Source organism: Bradyrhizobium sp. (assembly GCF_035935975.1).
GTDB lineage: Bacteria > Pseudomonadota > Alphaproteobacteria > Rhizobiales > Xanthobacteraceae > Bradyrhizobium.
Window position 1 is genome coordinate 82,879 of sequence record NZ_DASYWN010000007.1, and the last position, 15,698, is coordinate 98,576.

Genomic DNA, 15,698 nt, shown 5'->3' on the forward strand with positions numbered 1-15,698 from the left:
TCGATTCACGCAGATAATTTATGAGTACACGCCTTAGATGTCTTTGCTGGCGACACCGAAGTTATCGCAGACGACGGCGAATTCATTTTTCGCCTTCGCATCTTCAAAGCAGAAGCGAGTACCGACATCGGCGCGGTCAGTCGACCAGCCTAACTGGCTTGCTTTTGCAATGCGAAAGGCCTCGCCTCGAAGCAAATCCAGTTGTTTTCCCGCTGCACGGACGATCAGGCAGTGTTCGCTAGCCATAAATTTGCTCCCTGGAAATGGGTCGGAGGAGACGCAAAGGGCCGCAGCCTGGGGGCAGGCTACGGCCCGCGCATTGTCAAAAAATCCGGGTGAAAATGTTTAAGGGAAATATGCAGCCAGCCCCGGTGAACTTAGCTTACATCAGCTCTCGAGCAGAGCAATGTTATCCAGGGCACACTTGGAAACGTATTTAACGCGCAGCCAGTGAGGGAAGGCCCGCCTAAGGGCTGGCTGTAGGCGGGCCTTCAACCTCGGAGTACGAGGACGCGTAATCCCCCACGGCCCCGTCCAAGAAAACATCATGACAGGCGGTCGCTTAACGGGTCGCTAAGAACGCGCGGTTGATGTCCGGTTGGCCTGATTAGTGACGCAGCCGCAGGAACGATGGCGCACCGAACGAATCGTTGGCAGATCTCGCAAACTGAGAACTGCGATGCGGTATTTTGCGTATGCGATCGATTTGTCCGGCGTTGCTCGGGCAGTTTACGAGATCGATAGCCCAACGGACAAAGACGCCCAAACTCGAGCTGAGAAATTCTTAGACGCTCACCCAGCTGTTGAATTGTGGGAGGGCCGCCGCCGGGTTGCTCGGCTTGTGCGCGAGATGCGACCCACGCAGCCAGAGTGAAAGCCCCGCCGCGATGGCGTTGCAACTTAGGCGGCCTTACTTCCAAACCTCTTGGCGGCAATCGTAGCACCGATAGATCGGCACCATGCGATCGTTCTTCACGTCGAGGATTGATGACACATAGCGCGATGGCCGGCTGCACGTTGGGCAGGCGGGGCCGTTCTGCGGGGGCCGGGGTGATGGCTCAGCTTCCCTGATCTCGGACACGGGTCACCTATATGAAGGCGACTCCATAAGTTCCAAGGTGGACATTTGTTCCAAGACAATCCGGCCGCTCCCAAATCAACTAGCCACCGTGCTCGGAAAACAGGCCAGCCAACAGCCGGGCCCGGCTATCCCTTCGCTCGCTTGCGCGGACCAGCGATGGGCAGCTTGGCCCTGGTCCGGATGCGAATGGCGTTGTCCGCCAAGCTCTCTCGAATGCTTTTGACTTGGCGTTTCTTCTTCGGAGGCGCGGCTTCTTTCGCCGGCGGAGCAGTTTCACGCACGGCTAGTCGCGTCTGCCACGAAGATCGGCGATGACGGCTAGCTTCTCCGCCGCTGCCTTGGCGAGCACGGCGCCTGTGGTGCGATTGAGCTGTTTGGCGATCAGCGAAAGGGGCATGGTGCCCGCGAGCAGTCTAAGCTTTGTCACTTCTTCCTCTGTCCATTCCTGCTTCCAGCGTGGCATCCCAGTTCCGGTTTTGTGCGCCCCGAATCCCCTTCCACTATGATGAAAATTGACGGCCGCTGCACCCCTTAGGGCGAGTTCATCACCGACAAGGGGCTTTCCGTTTGCGGCACACCGATTGGCACAAAGTGCACTGTCAACGGCAACAATACCATTTTAACTTTTCGATATCTGATGTCGCAGGGCTTCCCTCTGTCAGCTCCGGCGGCGAAAGAGAGCGACGGCTTCGGCGCCTTGAGAGACCCCCAGCCTCCCGCCGGTGCCGAGGCCGATCGTTCACGATGGTCAAGCGAACTCTAGGGTCTTGCCGCTGACGGATGTCCATTGATCGGATGGTGTAAAGCCACCACCCTCGCGTTTCTATCGGAAGAGTACCCATCACTGGCGAGCGCGGATGTCATCCCTGAACCGCGTTGCTGTTGCTGGCCAGTGCTGCACTCCACGCGTCTTCGAATCACCGCGCATGTCGAAGACTGCGCGACGCAAACAGCCGGAGCAACGAAACTCCAGTTTCCATGAATTTGTGACGGGGCCGGAGAGGTCCATAGGCCACGTTTTGCAGTTCGGGCAGGTTGGAAGTGCGGGCTCTGCTGGTAACGACATAGCGGATTTCGTCCCTTTAGATCAGAGAGACGGCCCCGGCTGGTGTTTAACGGGGGTATAGGGGCCGGGGCTGCTCTGCTAGCTCGAGAGGGGGTGAGCCAGCCCAAACCAACTGGGACGGAGAACTCCCGGTTCCTACTGACCCAGCAGATCCTGACCCTGCGGCATCAGCTTCAGATAGGTGCCGCTACCGCGTTCGATCGCGTAGCGGAGACCCTCGGCGTCGAGCCTAGGACCAAAAAAACGAACAACTTAAAAAATTAGAGGGCCGCTGTCCTTTCGGAAACAGCGGCCCTCATTGCACCCAGCCCATATTGCCATTATTTCCCGGTTAGGAGATCCTTGCAATAACATTAGTGAATCGATGGCGAGCTAATCGATTGCGACAGGATCGCTTGCTCTCTTTGCCCCGCGCGCGTGCCGCTTCGCCTCGCGCGTCTCTTGGTCTCTAGTAAAAGAACCACAGCGCGATGATGATGAGCGATCCCATCAGCATCACTGACACCACCGCGGTTCCGACGCAACCACTCTGGTTCAATGTAGACCCCTTGCACCCTTAGCCTGATAGGCAAACAGCTTGCCGCGTTGACAGGTCGCAACCACGAAGCTGTTGACCAGCAGCATCAGCCGCAACCTTTCGACTATCAAGACCTAGCTGGCTTTAACCTCAAGATCTCGCGGCTGCGCCGTTGAACTGGAGACAAAGAGCAAGGACCAGGGCGGCGCTTTTGCTTTCTTGGGATCTTGCGTCACACAACGAAACGGCCCCGCGCATCGCCGGGGCTGGCGCCGGATGCTGAGGCCGTTCGGCGCAGCCGAATCAGTGCGCATTGCCAGTTATTCCCGTATTCAGGGAGCGGAGCAAGACGGGCGATTGCGGGTGTCCTAAATTGGTAGGGAAGTGCGCTGTGCGAAATCGAACGGAGCAAAAGCTTCGATCTCAGTAGGCTCGCCACTGCTTGGTGCAACCGATACCAAGCACCTCAGCGGCCCCGGCCTTACACCCCTCAAAGCCCCTACAGGCCGGGGCCGTCTTCCTTCAAAAGGGATCAGACCTGTCGTCGTGACCGCCGCGGCCAAGGAAAATCGGCACCATTAGTCCGCATCCGACGAGCACAGAGAAAAACATGCCGACGCCTAGCGCGATCCAGCCGTAATTGCCGATCTGAACTCCCCTTTCATTCCATATCGAAACCGCCCCGACGCCAATCAAAACCAGGAGCACTGCCAAAACGGCGAGGGTGAGGATTTTGCCTTTTCCGAGATGTTCCATAGTTGATGCCTCCAGCTGACATTAAGCTGCGCTCAACGTCGTCCCATTGGCTTCACGATTTCCAGGACGAGAAGCTCAGCGGACGCGGGAGTGCCAACGCTTCCCGGTGGAGCCGAACCGCATTCGCGACTATCACAAAATGCTCAAATAGTCGGATAGTGCCAAAATGGCCGCTGGAATTAGCGCAAATAGGGATGGCGGGCGGCTCATTGATTCACCACCATTGCGCGTGTACTGCCAATTTTTCCCTTTATAAAACATATGTGGATCGCGCGCCGGCGGAGGGCCAACGTCATGCAAATGGACGATGACGGTGTGCCTCGCAGTGTCCAGCGTTTCGACCGAGTCGGCTAGCTCAGCGCGAGAACGTTCAGCATTGCCTTCGGATCAGTCGCGACCCGAACCCTGCTGAGGACCCCCTCCGCGCGCGCCACCGCCGCGATCAATGAGGAACTCCGAATGGTCATATTGCAGGCCGAACCGCGCAGCCGAACTCGAGGCTCGGAACGTCAGCCACTCATTTCGGTCGCCATACCGACCTTCCGCCGTCCAGACATGCTGCGCCGTGCCGTCGAAAGTGTGCTGCAACAGGACTTCTCGGATTGGGAATTGGTGATCAGCGACGACGAAGGGCCGGTCGGGGAGACTTGGCGTATCCTGTGCGAGTACGCCCGCGAGGAGCCGCGAATCCAAGTTATCGAAAACCGAAGAGGCCGTGGTCAGGTCGACAACACAAATAACGCGATGCTTGCGTGCTCCGGCCACTGGATCAAGTTGTTGCATGACGACGACTGGCTCGCGCCAGGGGCGCTCCGGAGGTTCGCTGAACTAGCGAGGGCTTATCCAGGCGCGGCATTCATAACCTCAACATGCCATCTAGTTCAGGACAAAGGCATAAGGTACCGCCGAGGAAGCGAGACCTACCTGTATTCGAGCCAGGAGTGCCTCACGGATCTTTATTTGGCGGGCAAGACACGGCTGCTCGGGATTGTCCCTTCGACATTGCTGGTCAACAGCAAAGTCGTCAGAGCCGGCTGCCAGATGCGAAACCACCGGTCGATAAGTTGGGGGGTGGACCAACTGTTCTTCGTTGATCTGGCCTGCCATGGCGATATGGTGGCGATCGACGATGGTCTTGTCTTCTACGATATCACCGACCATGCCAGCATCACCGCATCCGGATCGTTCCCTCAAATTGACCAGGAGACGTTCGATCTCAAGCGTCTGACGTGGACTCTTTTGAAAGACAAAAGAGGCCTCCCCGATCCCGAAACGTTGGTGCGCGCGCTGCGGGTTGCTCGACTGCGCGGCCGGATCGGCCGTCAGCCGATCAGTGTATCCATCCGCGATGCAATCCAAATCCTGCGTCCGTCGGTTCTACGGGCTGCCAACAAGGCCATGCAAGCATGGACGCGCGCGCCAGGGATGATCCTATGCGTGCTTTCTTTTGGAAACTCCCTGATCTGATGGTGCTTCGCGTCACGGCTCCATCTTCGGAGGGTGCGGTGAGCTAATCGATTGTGACTGGAGCTAAAGCTGCAATCCGATGATGAATCGTATGGCAAAGTAGGCACCGGCAGCAACATCAGTCGTCGCACTGATCGCAAAAACCACTCTCCAAGCTTCGTCCAATGCGTACCTCGAAAAAAAATGGCCCCAACATCGGCCGGGGGGCGGGATGATGCTGGGGCCGTGACATGGCTCGACTGAAGCCGTCACCGCAAGCACAAGCCAACCTCGGCCTGCTCGTTCCTAGGTTTCCGAATATTCCCGCGTCTGTGGCCTATTTGAAACAGTGCTCCCCTTGGAGGCTAACAAATCCTGGCCCGGGGGCATCAGCTTCAGATAAGTGCCGCTTTCGTGCATCCAGAGCCAGCCGTGCTCGATAGCGCAGCGGAGCCCATCGCCGAACTCAGGGTGACCGCGGCTGCCTTTCAGCAGAGCCACGAACTGTGCGTTGACCCGCTCGATGTAGATTCGGCCGTCCTGCACCGCCGGCGTGGCGGCAGCAATCTCCACCAGCTTGCGCGCCGCCGTTTCTGGGTCGGCGTAGGGGCGGTTGGCGGCGAAGTTCGACACGTTAACGGTCCTCTGATGGATGCACCCACTTGTAAGGCGTGATTTGGCGGGTCTCTGTCAACTTGATCATTCGAGCCTTCGGCGCATATCGGGGAGTGCGGCACGACCGGCACCTCAGAGAAGCCTCAAGCTTCCATATCGGCGTATCTTTCGGCCGGCGGATAGCGTCGAAGGGTAGGCTCGCGCGTGTCTTGCAGCGGGTGCACTCGACCTCTAACCAGCCAAGCCCGCCATTGAGGCACTGACCGATAGTCGGAGAGGGTTGGGCAGGGCCTCCGTAGCCTTCCATGCGGACGGACCAGGCTTCGGCTTCCGCTCGATCGGCCTCGCGTACGGCCTGCTCCGCGTTCTCGCGGGCTCCCTGGGCGCGGATCTTCGCGCCCATGATTCGGCCGCCCCAGATGACCTCTCGTGACTTCGTGCTCATGCGCCAAGATTCCGTCGAACGAAGCAGGAGGCAAGCCGCTAGACCTTGGAGGATGAGCGGCGGATTGCGCTCCAGGTCGGTCAAGGAGATTCTCGCAGATCTGGATATCAAGGAAGTCTGCGAGCGAGTACCAACCGAGTCGGCTTCATTCTTTTCCAGAAGAGCTGCCTGCTCCGCTGCTGTGCAGGCTTCTCGCCAGCACGCCGGATTTGGCACAAATTGCACATGCCGGAACAACAACCAAAGGTTATATTGGCTCTGTGTTCGCCACTGCCGACGAACGTTCCCCTCCAAAGGCTCCGTTCGAGCGGTGACGGACGACGGCCCCGGCGCCGTCTAACGCTCCCAGCCCCCGGCGCCGGGCCGTTCCTATCACAACGCATCGGGCCGAGAATGGATGGACATTGAACAGGAACGTCTGCGCGGTTTGGAAATGGGCCGACGCTGGGCTGAGCATGCATCCGCTCATGAGCTTGCCACGTTGGTGGCTGGATCGTTCGACGACATTGCCGAAATCTTGCCGCCCGACGTATCTGATCAGTTCGTAGGCGGCTTCCGCGAAGGTGTCTTGCACGTCTGGCGTGGAGCGTAACGATTTCCCTCACGCGGTGGACAACCACGAAAACGCCCAGCGGCGGCTTTCGTCGCGCCTAGGTTTAACTCGCAAATAATTCCGTGTACCAGCCGTGAGACACGGCGACCAGCGAAGGGCCGTCAGGGATTGGTGATGCATCCCCTTGGCGGCCCTTTTTGGAATTCATGAAGGCCCTGTTAGGCGGCCGGAGAGACTTCGGCGCCGGTGTCAACCGCGTGCGACAACTTTCACGACGTCGCATGTGTCCCCTGACCACCCCCGATCTCGTTGAAGGCGACAACCCGACCGGGATAGCTGTAGCAGCTAAGGTCCGCCTCAGGTTCGTCGGCCTATCGCCAAGCGCGACTGGTCCTAGCCCAGGCTGAGTAGATCGTTCGTATTATTTCCCGGCTATCCATGCCGCCTTAGGCTGTCTTCATTTGAGAATGCCGATTTCACAGTGGGGTAGCGTTATGTCGAGTGCAATTGAGATGATTGTGGATGGCTACACGAGACTGAATGATAGGCAGTCTCTCGAGGATCTAAGAAACCACCGCCGCCATCTGGCAGTCGATCTTAAGGCCAGGACGGGCATCGACTGCCGGTCGTCGATCGCCGAAGTCGAGCAGGACATTGCAGCGATAGAAGCGGGGCTGCAGGCGCTCTCGGGACCTGTTGGTGGATAGGTGAGAGCTTCGACCCGGCCACGCTTCCCTCTCCGAGTTCGGACCTCGCCATCGTGGTGCGCGGCTCACTGCCCAGGTGCATCGGGCGCCACGCTCAGCGGCGCTCCTCCGACTGAGATCGGGCCTGTAGGGTTCGGTGCTCGCGGCGATGGCTTCCTTTGCTTGGGGACGACGTGCGCTGTTGGCACTGGCGTCGCGTGAGCCGTCGGGACTGTCGGTGCCGCTACAGCGGGTGCCAGCGTGGGAAACGGCGCCGCCTGTGTCTGCGGCGGCGGGCTTGTCATGGTGTCGATCTTCGCGCTCAAGCTCGCAAGCTGGCTGACTATCGCTTTTAGTTGTTCTTGTTGATCGGCAATGGCCCTGTCGATGGCCGCCAAGTCGTCGGTCGTTTTTTGCTGCGCGGCGAGCAGATCCGTTAGAACTGCTTTATCGCTGGACACCGTATCAACTTCAGTTGGCGTGCGACCCGCGGTTGGAATGAACAGTCCCGGGTTCAGCCAGGCATAAGAACCACCAGCGCCTGCCAGGGAGAGCACGACGATTACAACGAGGACAAGCGGCCATCGTCGGCGAGGCGTGGGCACGAGAGCAGGCGGCTCTGCATTCGGCCAATTCAAGGATGATTCGGTATTCATGTGGTCTTGTTAGTCAGCGGCTTCACTTGACGCAACCTGACTTCGTAAAGAGATGCCCAGCCGCCTACTGATCTGAACCCAACTTGCCCGCCGAAGCGAATCAGGCGCGAGACCTTCAACGCGATACCAGACAAACCCAACAACGAACTTCTCGCTTTGAAGCGGCAGTTGATTTTCTGTCCGATGTGACTGCGACTGTCGCAATTTGACAGACAAGTCCGTCTCATGGCCGGCTCTTCTCGTAACGAGGGACCGACGATGCCCGGGCCACCGCTCTACGAAGAGCACCAGGTGCTCAAACGTCTGAAGATCAGAGCCTCAGAGCTCGGCGATCTGCAGAATATTGGAATGCTGCCACCCGTCGCTCGCAGAAGCGGTGATCCGATGTACTGCGTGGAGATGGTCGACGCGCTCGCAACCGACTATCACCACACGCGATTGGGTTGCGCCATCTGGTGGGACTTCGACCTCAAGCGGCCGACCTTCCTTCCGGAGCACATCGAATGGTCGCCGCCGGACGTCCCATTCTATCCCTTCGACGACGAAGAGCAGCAATCCTGGGCGCGGCGATACTACAAGCAGAAGAAGGCTTGTGCGCCTGGTGCGTATCCGGACCCAGCGCGCTTGGCGCGCTATCGCTCGAGGATGGAGGTTAAGGCCACCAAGGCCTTCGAGCGGAAACACGGCATCAAGCGGCCGCGTCAATTCCGCGGCATTGATGTCCGGATACGCGGTGTGCGCGTCAAAATAACCAGGGTGAAGCTCTTCAATCTTGTGTGGAGCAAGACCATGATCCGCGCAGGTGCCGATCTCGGCATCACCGAGACCGCACTGCGGGGCCTTTGCAAACGCAACATGATCCCGCTGCCGACCCGTGGCCACTTCAATTGGAAGGATCCGAAGAAGAGGCCGCCGAAGCCGGCGTTGCCGAGAACGAAGTAGGGCGCTGCCCCGATAGTTCCGGCCTATTCGAAGCGTAGGCCGAACAGCCCTCCGGTGTCCGTCGCGTCGGTCAGCTTCGTCGGCATAACATGGGAACGGATGTCGAAACCAAGCCTGAAGCCCTCGCGAGGTAGCGCGTCGGAGTTCATGGTGACTATGTATTGGAAGCCCGCCGCCTCGGCCCGTTCGGCCCCGAGTTGCAAGGCCTTCGCGACCTGTCGCTCATCTACGCCATCAAACAAATGGCTGTCATGGATCAGGAAACCGGGACCACGACCGTTCTTCAGGCTGATTTCGGTTAACATGAGATCGAAGCAGAATATCTGCATATTAGTGATGCCCTTGCTTCGCTGCCCATCGATATGAACCTCGAACTGAGGGCCGCTTCCGGTTTCAGAAATCGTCAGACTGCCGGCCTTCTCGTAAAGGGATTCCGAGAGCGACTCGAAGGCGAGAATGGCCTCGCGGATGATTTCGGCCCGTTCGTGGATGTCGTCGCGTAGCGCTTTGCTCAAGTTGGCCCGTTCGATGTCGAGTTCGGCCTTGGTGCTCTCGATCCGCTCGGCGGTGTCGAGGCGCTGGCGAAGTCCTTCGACCTCCGCCTCTGCACGACCAGCTTCCTCGCGCAGCGACGTGTAGTGCTCTAGTGCTCCGCCGGAGCGCAGCACGCCCATGATCTGTCGCCGGCGTCGGTCGCGCTCGGCAGTGCGCTGATCGCGTTCGGAGACACGAGCCTCGGCCGAGGCGATCTCGGCAGTCAGGTGCGCGCGTCGGTTCTCAATGATGGTCCGGTGGAAGCGTTCTACCTCGTCGAAACGACGCCGCACCATGTCGGGCAGGACCGCGCCGGCCTCGGCATAGAGCTTCGTGAGGTCACCCAAATCGGGCGCATCCTCGTCTGAAAGCGACGCGCGAAGCTGTCGCAGGAGATCGCCGTCGATCACGTTCTCGACGTTCATTCCATCGATCTCGCGCGTGATCTCGTTTGCTTCACGCTCGAGAGCCTTGTATTCTGGCACAACCTCGAACGCCTCAAGTTGCTGACGCATCCGCGCGGCGCGAGCCTCTGCGATAGTCAGCTTCGTTCTAAGATCGGCTGCCTTGCCGAAGAATCGGCCAAGGTCGCCGCTACGGGCGGCTTTGCGCAGCTCTTGAGCGACCTTCTCCTGCGCGCGCAGTTCCTGGAAGCGGCCAGGGATGCTCCAGTCGAGCCCGAGCAGATAGCAGATGGAGACCTGCTGATCCCATGCCTGCTGCATCCCTGAGTGCTGCATCGGTTGCTGAAAGCCGCCACTGTTCTGGCGGCGGACGAAATAGGAGAAGAGTGAGCGAAACGATGGCTGGAAGCGTTCGGCTTCGTCCCCGGCCTCAATTGGCAAACCGAACCAGAGCTTTCCGAGATTTGCCTTCCAGTTCTCATTGGACATCTCGAATAAGCCGGCGCGGCCATCCAATTGCGGTGGGATCGGCCAGTTCTCGACGGGTCCATTGAGGAGGATCCGGCTCGGCTTGGCGCCACTGCGGGCGGCCGAGACGGCCTCTCCCGCAATGTCGACAACGACGTCGAACGTCCAAGTCGTCAGCGCATCGGAACGGAAAATGCTATCCTTGCGCGCATCGGCGCCGAACAGGAAATGAACAAGTTCGATGAAGCTGGTCTTACCCGCGCCATTCCTCGATTGTCGATCGTTTGCACCTTCGCTCTTGTCGGCCAGTAGGATGTTCAGGCCGGGCTTGAAGGTCAGGGTCTTGAATGACGCGAGATCGCTGCCGAAACGGCGGATCATGACTGAACCCTCCGCACTAGGCCGCGATCGAAATCAATCGTACCGATCGTGAAGAGCAAGTCGAGCGACAAGATGAACCACTGGTAGTCGATCGGGGCGTTAGGTGCATGGAGCGAGCGGCGCCCGCGGGCCTCGTCCCATAGCCGCGACATGGTCATCGGACGGTTGAGGATATCGAGAATCTCAGCGCCGACGCCGATGAGCGCTCTATCGGGACGGACGTGCTTCGTCGGGAGGATCATGATGCTCCCACGGCAATCGGATCTTCGAAAATGTCGCAGCTATCGAAGAAATAGGTGAGGATCGCCAGCGCCGCCCCTTGACGCTTCGGCTCACCATTGAAGCCCGCATAATCTTGAAGATGCTTGAAGATCGTGTCGGCCGGAAGATCGAAGGCCTTCAATTCGGCATAGCGCAGCCGGAAAGCTTCGGCGATGCGCTCGCCGAGATCAGGGCGCGGGCTCTTGCGGAAAAAGGTATCCACCAGCGCCGATTTCCGGCGGCCAATGCGCAGGAACAGGCCTGTTTCCTCGGACAGGGCATTTTTCTCTAGCTTCTCTGCCGATGGTGGTGTCAGGGGCGGATCGCTTGGATTGGGTTCCTGCCTCTGGAGCGCTTCGATGATCGGCACCAAATCGGACATGACAAGGCGATCCACGATCGCGATGGAAGCCGCAGGACCGAAGAGGGCTTGAAGTGATGGAAGATCGAGACCCATAGCGAGCGAGAACAGTTCCGGCTCGGACCAGGTTGCGATCTGCAGCGGGTTGTGAGTCTTTCGTAGCATGTCCAGCTGTTGAACCGCATTGGGGGGCAGGCCGCGACCGTCATTGTGTACGAATACCCACTCCTGCATTGAGGTCGCCCAATGCACGCGCGCGCCGTGGAAGTCCTCCTCGACCTTTGCGATAAGAGCCGCCTCTTTCATGGCATCTGGCGCGTAGCACTGGAACACAGAGCCCGTGCTGATGCGGCGCCCATCACATTTCAGGTCGCCGTGGGGTCCGTAGGGCCGGACCTCCTCGAAATCGGGCCCAAACGCGTATCCGGCCAGTCGGACGAACCAATCCTGAAAGGTCGTGCCCTTCAATGTATGAAAGGCTACGCGGAAACGATCGACATAGATTGAGCGCTGCAATTCATCCATCATGCCGCCTAGAGCCCCACATCCTCTGCGCAGCGCGCCGCCCCTGAAAATAGACGACATTTCTTGCAGATAGCTTCTAGGCTACACTAAGTCAACGAATCCGCCGATCAAAGCGCGCATGCGCCGAAGGTTCGCTGTCCACGAGTGCATTTGTCACAAGTAAGGAGACACATCCGTCGCCCGGGACGCCAGCTCGCCCTCGACCTTGTCAATCTGCGCCTGGTTGGTTTCGATGAACGCCGCGAGCTCGTCGCGAGACATCTCCGAGAGTGACTTTCGCTGCGGCGCCAGATCTTTCCGGGTGGGCGTGATGTGGCCTGCCCGGTCGAGCACCTTCATTGAAAGATCAGCTCTCACCCGGGCGCTGACGCGTTCGTCCTGGAGAAGCGACTTCGCGACGCGATAGGCGAGGGGTGCGCCGACAGCGGCGAGGTCAAGCTGGATCGAGGCCGAGATCGCCTCGGCGACGGCCGGCAGGCGCAAGGCCCTGTAGACCGACTTCGGATGGTATCCCGCCATCACGGCCGCTTCCTCGGGCGGTCGACCTTCGACCACGATGCAACGCACGAGCTCACGCTGTTGGTCGCTCAGGTCCGATGATGCAATCAGAGCCGTCATTCGGTTGTCTCCTTCGTTATGGATCGATTACTGATCGCGCGACGCGTTTGCAGCCGCAATCAATCGCCGCAGGTCGACGTTGAACCGCGGCACATTGTAGTTCTTGACCGGCCGCTCGAGCAGATAAGCAGCCAAGTTCGGGTCGAACCACGCGGCGTTGACAATCTCGTCGACGTTTTGCCTGCCGGAGGGCAGCATTTCCATGAGCAGCTTCATTCGTTTGATTACGCCGCCGCCCTTCAGATCTCCGTAGATGTGCCGAAACGCGAGTTGCACACCGGTGGGAATAGCTATCTTTTCAGCAGTGTCACTTCCGACGGTCGCGCGCTTCTCGGCTTCCTTGAAGTACGACAGGATCTTGTGAGCCTGACGAAGGTTGTTCATCTCTTCAGGCGTGAAGACCTTAGCGAGAACCTGTTCGTTGTCCTTGAACTCCTTCGCGAGACGAGCGAACTGTACCTCGAGAGTTTCCCCGATTTGCTTGGTGCCCTGCACCTTGTCTGCTAGGACCTCCGACACCGCCGCCTTCCAGCCGCGGGTTGCCTGCTCGTCGTGACGGACCAGTGCGTTAATCTCGTCGAGTCTCTTCGAGCCGCCGTACTTGTCGTTGAGGACACTTGCCGCGGCGTCGCGCGGATCCTCGCGGATCAAAGTCCCGATCACCGAGCGGTCAACTTCGGTCTCAGTCGCATTCCGCGCTGTTCTGGCTGCCTCAAGGTCGGCTCGAGCCTGCGTAGATAGCTGCTCGCCGCGCCGCGCCTGGGCAACGATATTGTCGAACTCCCCACGGATCGCAGGGAATTGCGCCAGGATATCCGCGTGGCTGTTGGCCCAGGCCGCCGCCCGGATCGGATTGATAGTGCCGTCCGGATTCAGCGCCGACATGGCGATGCTTGAGCGGTAGTGATCGCGCAGAGCTGTCTCGGCAGCGGTCATTGCGGGCGAGCCCTGCAGAGCTCGAGGCAAGGTGACAGCGTTCTCGGCGGTGTTCAGGAACCTGCCTGCCGTGTCAGACGGCGGGGTGGCGCCGCGATTGAGCTCGCCATCGGCGTTCTGGCCACCGCGGTCGATCGCTTTCGTAAGTTTGGACATCGCGTCATTTGGCTCGGGGCGGAAGCGCTCTGCAAAGCGCTGATAGTTGGCGTTCGCGTCCGCGTAACCAGGGGCTTCCTCGATCGTGCGATTGATCGCGGAACGGAGGCGACCAAGGTTATCCGCCAGATCGAAATTGCCGGACTGCTGCGCACGCTGCTGCGCCGGGCCGATGAACTTGCGGAGGTCAGCTAGATCGCCACCGTTCGCCGTGCCAGGACCACCGACATTGACACCAGTCTCGGGATCGATCCGCGGCCGCAGCGCATCCAAGCGCCGCATGAAGTCGTTCGGCAGCGTGCCGGGCGCCAAATTGTTCGCGCCGGCTCGGATGCGATCGATTGCACCGAAGACCTCGTCTGCAGGCAGCTCGTCGTTGCGGCCAGGGGCGGTATCGAACAGCCGGTTCTTCTCCGCCCGGGCGGGAACGTAGGTTTGGTCAACCAACGCCCGGTCGAGCCTACGGGATGCGCTGGCTTTTGCCTCACTATTTGCGACGGTACTCAGCGGAAGCCCCTGATCGCGCCTGATTTGATCGAGCGAGTTAACGGCGTCCTGACGCTGCAAGACATCGTTCTCCGCGGCGTTCAACCGCTCGGCACGCGCTTCGCCCGCTCGGCGCATCACTGACGCAAGATCCGCTCCCGGATCGCGCATGGCCTCCACGCGCTCGGCGGCCGCGGCCTTGACGTTCTGGTCGCGCTTGACGAAGTCGGGCGACGACTTCAGGCGGGCGCCCTGCTCGGCTGCAATGAGGCCCGGGTCGCGCGAAAGAAGCCCCGAGGTCGGCATGGCCGAGGGCTGCAGCGGCGACCCGCCCTCCGCAGGGCTCGCCAAGGAAGCCGCGTTCTCGCGAATGTCTTGGGCCAGGGCCTTCGGAGAACCTATTGCGGCCGACTGAAGCCTAGCCGCAGCGCGATCTACGTCGGCGTTGCCGTACGGCGCCTTGGTGGCCGGATTGAGCGGGATCGGCGCCGGCGCGGTCGCAAACGCCCTGGATGCCAAGTTGCGGATCATGCCGCCTACGCCTTCAAGGCCGGCCTGCAGTGAATTCGCGGCAGAAGCCCCCGCGAGCGGCGCCAGCAAGTTGGTAACGTCCTTGAGGCCGTGCCCCACATGGTGTCCGAGGACGATCGCATCGTCAGGGACACTGTTGTCGGCTGCGTTGACCGCTACCCCAGCGCCCGCGCCACCGATCGTATCGCCAACCAGCGTACGGGCTGGAGCCTCTGCGTAGGGCCGCGCCATGTGGTCCAAGATCCGCCCAGGGAGGGTCTCGGAACGCGTTGCCGCGGCCGCGACGCTCGGAGCACGCTGCGCCAGCATGGCGCCGGTACCGACAGCTTGGGTGCCGAACCGATTGACGTCATAGGCGAGCTTCTCGCTCCGCGACATCGTGGCGGGGTCGATGAACGGAATGCCGCTGGCGTCGACGGCCTTCTCGACCAGCTTGGACGCCGGCGTAGCGTACGGGATGTTGGTTCCGAACAGCTTATTAATGCCGGTGGTCGCGGCGTTCTGCACGCCAGCCGCAAGGTCGAACGGGGCGGTGACGATGTCGGTGAGCCCCTTGCCGACGCCTTGGGTGCCGACCTGGAAGTCACGAACCGCGCCGCCGACGCTGCTCGGAAGAAGTGACGCGGGGCGATCGATGGGCTTGGGTCGCTCGGGGGTGATGTAGAGACGCCCTTGGCGCGCAGCGTTCGCCGCGCCCAATGGGGGAGCCTCGGGGGCGGCCGTTGCAGGCATGGCCGGCTGATCAACGGCTTGGAACGGCTGCGTCGGATCGAACGGCGGCTTCGCGTCGGGAAAGGCGGCAAAAGGATCATGGTCGGCAGGTCCGAGTTTGGGCTCTCGACCGGCTCCCGGCCCCGGAATGAGATCATCGAATGAAATCCTCGGTGCCGCAGACTGAGCCGCCTGTTGTCCAGCCAACTGCTGCTGCAGGATCTGCCAAGCCTGTTCAGTCGTTGCCCCCTGGGGGCCTTTGACTGTGTAGCTCTTGCCCTCTGGGGATGTGAAAACGAACGTGGGCCCCTTCGAAATGAGGTCATCGAACATCCCGGGCTTGTTCGCTGGCGGATCAAGTTTGTAGCCAGGGGGCAGTGGGGGAATTGCTGCTTGTGGCGCGGATACATCGCCGCCGATCATTGGATATCGACGATCGGAAGTTCCCACTTCAGGCAATCGCGGATCCGCCATCGAGCTCAACGCGCGCTGTATGTCCGCTTGCGTGAAATCATCAGGAAACTCGTGACGACGCCCTTCAAATTCGATGAGTTGGGGCATCG

At 60.2% G+C, this 15,698-nt stretch carries 14 protein-coding genes; 3 read left to right on the forward strand and 11 right to left on the reverse strand.

What is annotated here, in order from left to right; genetic code table 11:
- Positions 1–33: 33 nt before the first annotated feature.
- From VGR99_RS02265 to VGR99_RS02275, 3 genes are all read right to left on the reverse strand, one after another.
- Positions 34–246, reverse strand: a complete 213-nt coding sequence (locus tag VGR99_RS02265; RefSeq protein WP_326896677.1) for a hypothetical protein — start codon at positions 244–246, stop codon at positions 34–36.
- A 1,118-nt stretch (positions 247–1,364) separates the two neighbouring features.
- On the reverse strand, positions 1,365–1,544 hold the full coding sequence (locus VGR99_RS02270) for a hypothetical protein (protein ID WP_326896678.1): 180 nt from the start codon (positions 1,542–1,544) through the stop codon (positions 1,365–1,367).
- A gap of 1,642 nt (positions 1,545–3,186) precedes the next feature.
- Positions 3,187–3,420: a hypothetical protein gene (locus VGR99_RS02275; protein ID WP_326896679.1), complete on the reverse strand. Its 234-nt coding sequence runs from the start codon at positions 3,418–3,420 to the stop codon at positions 3,187–3,189.
- 459 nt (positions 3,421–3,879) lie between these two features.
- Here VGR99_RS02275 and VGR99_RS02280 point away from each other — a divergent pair, with 459 nt between their 5' ends.
- Positions 3,880–4,887, forward strand: a complete 1,008-nt coding sequence (locus VGR99_RS02280; RefSeq protein ID WP_326896680.1) for a glycosyltransferase family 2 protein — start codon at positions 3,880–3,882, stop codon at positions 4,885–4,887.
- 285 nt (positions 4,888–5,172) lie between these two features.
- Here VGR99_RS02280 and VGR99_RS02285 read toward each other — a convergent pair whose 3' ends face one another.
- Together VGR99_RS02285 and VGR99_RS02290 are read right to left on the reverse strand one after the other, a co-directional pair.
- The gene (locus VGR99_RS02285) at positions 5,173–5,499 is read right to left on the reverse strand and encodes a hypothetical protein (RefSeq protein WP_326896681.1); all 327 of its coding nucleotides are present in this window, start codon (positions 5,497–5,499) and stop codon (positions 5,173–5,175) included.
- 1 nt (position 5,500) lies between these two features.
- The gene (locus VGR99_RS02290; RefSeq protein WP_326896682.1) at positions 5,501–5,926 is read right to left on the reverse strand and encodes a hypothetical protein; all 426 of its coding nucleotides are present in this window, start codon (positions 5,924–5,926) and stop codon (positions 5,501–5,503) included.
- A gap of 397 nt (positions 5,927–6,323) precedes the next feature.
- On the opposite strand from VGR99_RS02290, the gene VGR99_RS02295 reads away from it, so the two are divergent.
- Positions 6,324–6,518: a hypothetical protein gene (locus VGR99_RS02295; RefSeq protein ID WP_326896683.1), complete on the forward strand. Its 195-nt coding sequence runs from the start codon at positions 6,324–6,326 to the stop codon at positions 6,516–6,518.
- A 733-nt stretch (positions 6,519–7,251) separates the two neighbouring features.
- On the opposite strand, the gene VGR99_RS02305 is transcribed toward VGR99_RS02295, so the two are convergent.
- Complete coding sequence (locus tag VGR99_RS02305) at positions 7,252–7,821, reverse strand: hypothetical protein (RefSeq protein ID WP_326896685.1); 570 nt, start codon at positions 7,819–7,821, stop codon at positions 7,252–7,254.
- Between the two features lie 291 nt (positions 7,822–8,112).
- Between VGR99_RS02305 and VGR99_RS02310 the strand changes: the two genes are divergently transcribed.
- Positions 8,113–8,763 (forward strand): hypothetical protein, encoded by a 651-nt coding sequence (locus VGR99_RS02310; protein WP_326896686.1) that lies wholly within the window; start codon positions 8,113–8,115, stop codon positions 8,761–8,763.
- A gap of 23 nt (positions 8,764–8,786) precedes the next feature.
- Here the strand turns inward: VGR99_RS02310 and VGR99_RS02315 are convergent, their stop codons facing one another.
- The 5 genes from VGR99_RS02315 to VGR99_RS02335 form a co-directional block, all read right to left on the reverse strand.
- On the reverse strand, positions 8,787–10,550 hold the full coding sequence (locus VGR99_RS02315) for an ABC-three component system protein (RefSeq protein WP_326896687.1): 1,764 nt from the start codon (positions 10,548–10,550) through the stop codon (positions 8,787–8,789).
- Positions 10,547–10,792 carry an ABC-three component system middle component 6 gene (locus VGR99_RS02320; protein WP_326896688.1) on the reverse strand — a complete coding sequence of 82 codons (246 nt, stop codon included), beginning with the start codon at positions 10,790–10,792 and terminating at the stop codon, positions 10,547–10,549. The genes VGR99_RS02315 and VGR99_RS02320 overlap by 4 nt, the downstream gene beginning before the upstream one ends.
- Positions 10,789–11,700 carry an ABC-three component system protein gene (locus tag VGR99_RS02325; RefSeq protein ID WP_326896689.1) on the reverse strand — a complete coding sequence of 304 codons (912 nt, stop codon included), beginning with the start codon at positions 11,698–11,700 and terminating at the stop codon, positions 10,789–10,791. The genes VGR99_RS02320 and VGR99_RS02325 overlap by 4 nt, the downstream gene beginning before the upstream one ends.
- Positions 11,701–11,850: 150 nt before the next feature.
- On the reverse strand, positions 11,851–12,315 hold the full coding sequence (locus VGR99_RS02330) for a hypothetical protein (protein ID WP_326896690.1): 465 nt from the start codon (positions 12,313–12,315) through the stop codon (positions 11,851–11,853).
- A 27-nt stretch (positions 12,316–12,342) separates the two neighbouring features.
- On the reverse strand, positions 12,343–15,696 hold the full coding sequence (locus tag VGR99_RS02335) for a hypothetical protein (RefSeq protein ID WP_326896691.1): 3,354 nt from the start codon (positions 15,694–15,696) through the stop codon (positions 12,343–12,345).
- Positions 15,697–15,698: the final 2 nt, after the last annotated feature.

Coding starts and splice junctions, on each gene's coding strand:
- VGR99_RS02265 (WP_326896677.1), bottom strand. CDS start 246: ATGGCTAGCGAACACTGCCTGATCGTCCGTGCAGCGGGAAAACAACTG.
- VGR99_RS02270 (WP_326896678.1), bottom strand. CDS start 1,544: ATGCCACGCTGGAAGCAGGAATGGACAGAGGAAGAAGTGACAAAGCTT.
- VGR99_RS02275 (WP_326896679.1), bottom strand. CDS start 3,420: ATGGAACATCTCGGAAAAGGCAAAATCCTCACCCTCGCCGTTTTGGCA.
- VGR99_RS02280 (WP_326896680.1), top strand. CDS start 3,880: ATGGTCATATTGCAGGCCGAACCGCGCAGCCGAACTCGAGGCTCGGAA.
- VGR99_RS02290 (WP_326896682.1), bottom strand. CDS start 5,926: ATGAGCACGAAGTCACGAGAGGTCATCTGGGGCGGCCGAATCATGGGC.
- VGR99_RS02295 (WP_326896683.1), top strand. CDS start 6,324: ATGGACATTGAACAGGAACGTCTGCGCGGTTTGGAAATGGGCCGACGC.
- VGR99_RS02305 (WP_326896685.1), bottom strand. CDS start 7,821: ATGAATACCGAATCATCCTTGAATTGGCCGAATGCAGAGCCGCCTGCT.
- VGR99_RS02315 (WP_326896687.1), bottom strand. CDS start 10,550: ATGATCCGCCGTTTCGGCAGCGATCTCGCGTCATTCAAGACCCTGACC.
- VGR99_RS02320 (WP_326896688.1), bottom strand. CDS start 10,792: ATGATCCTCCCGACGAAGCACGTCCGTCCCGATAGAGCGCTCATCGGC.
- VGR99_RS02325 (WP_326896689.1), bottom strand. CDS start 11,700: ATGATGGATGAATTGCAGCGCTCAATCTATGTCGATCGTTTCCGCGTA.
- VGR99_RS02330 (WP_326896690.1), bottom strand. CDS start 12,315: ATGACGGCTCTGATTGCATCATCGGACCTGAGCGACCAACAGCGTGAG.
- VGR99_RS02335 (WP_326896691.1), bottom strand. CDS start 15,696: ATGCCCCAACTCATCGAATTTGAAGGGCGTCGTCACGAGTTTCCTGAT.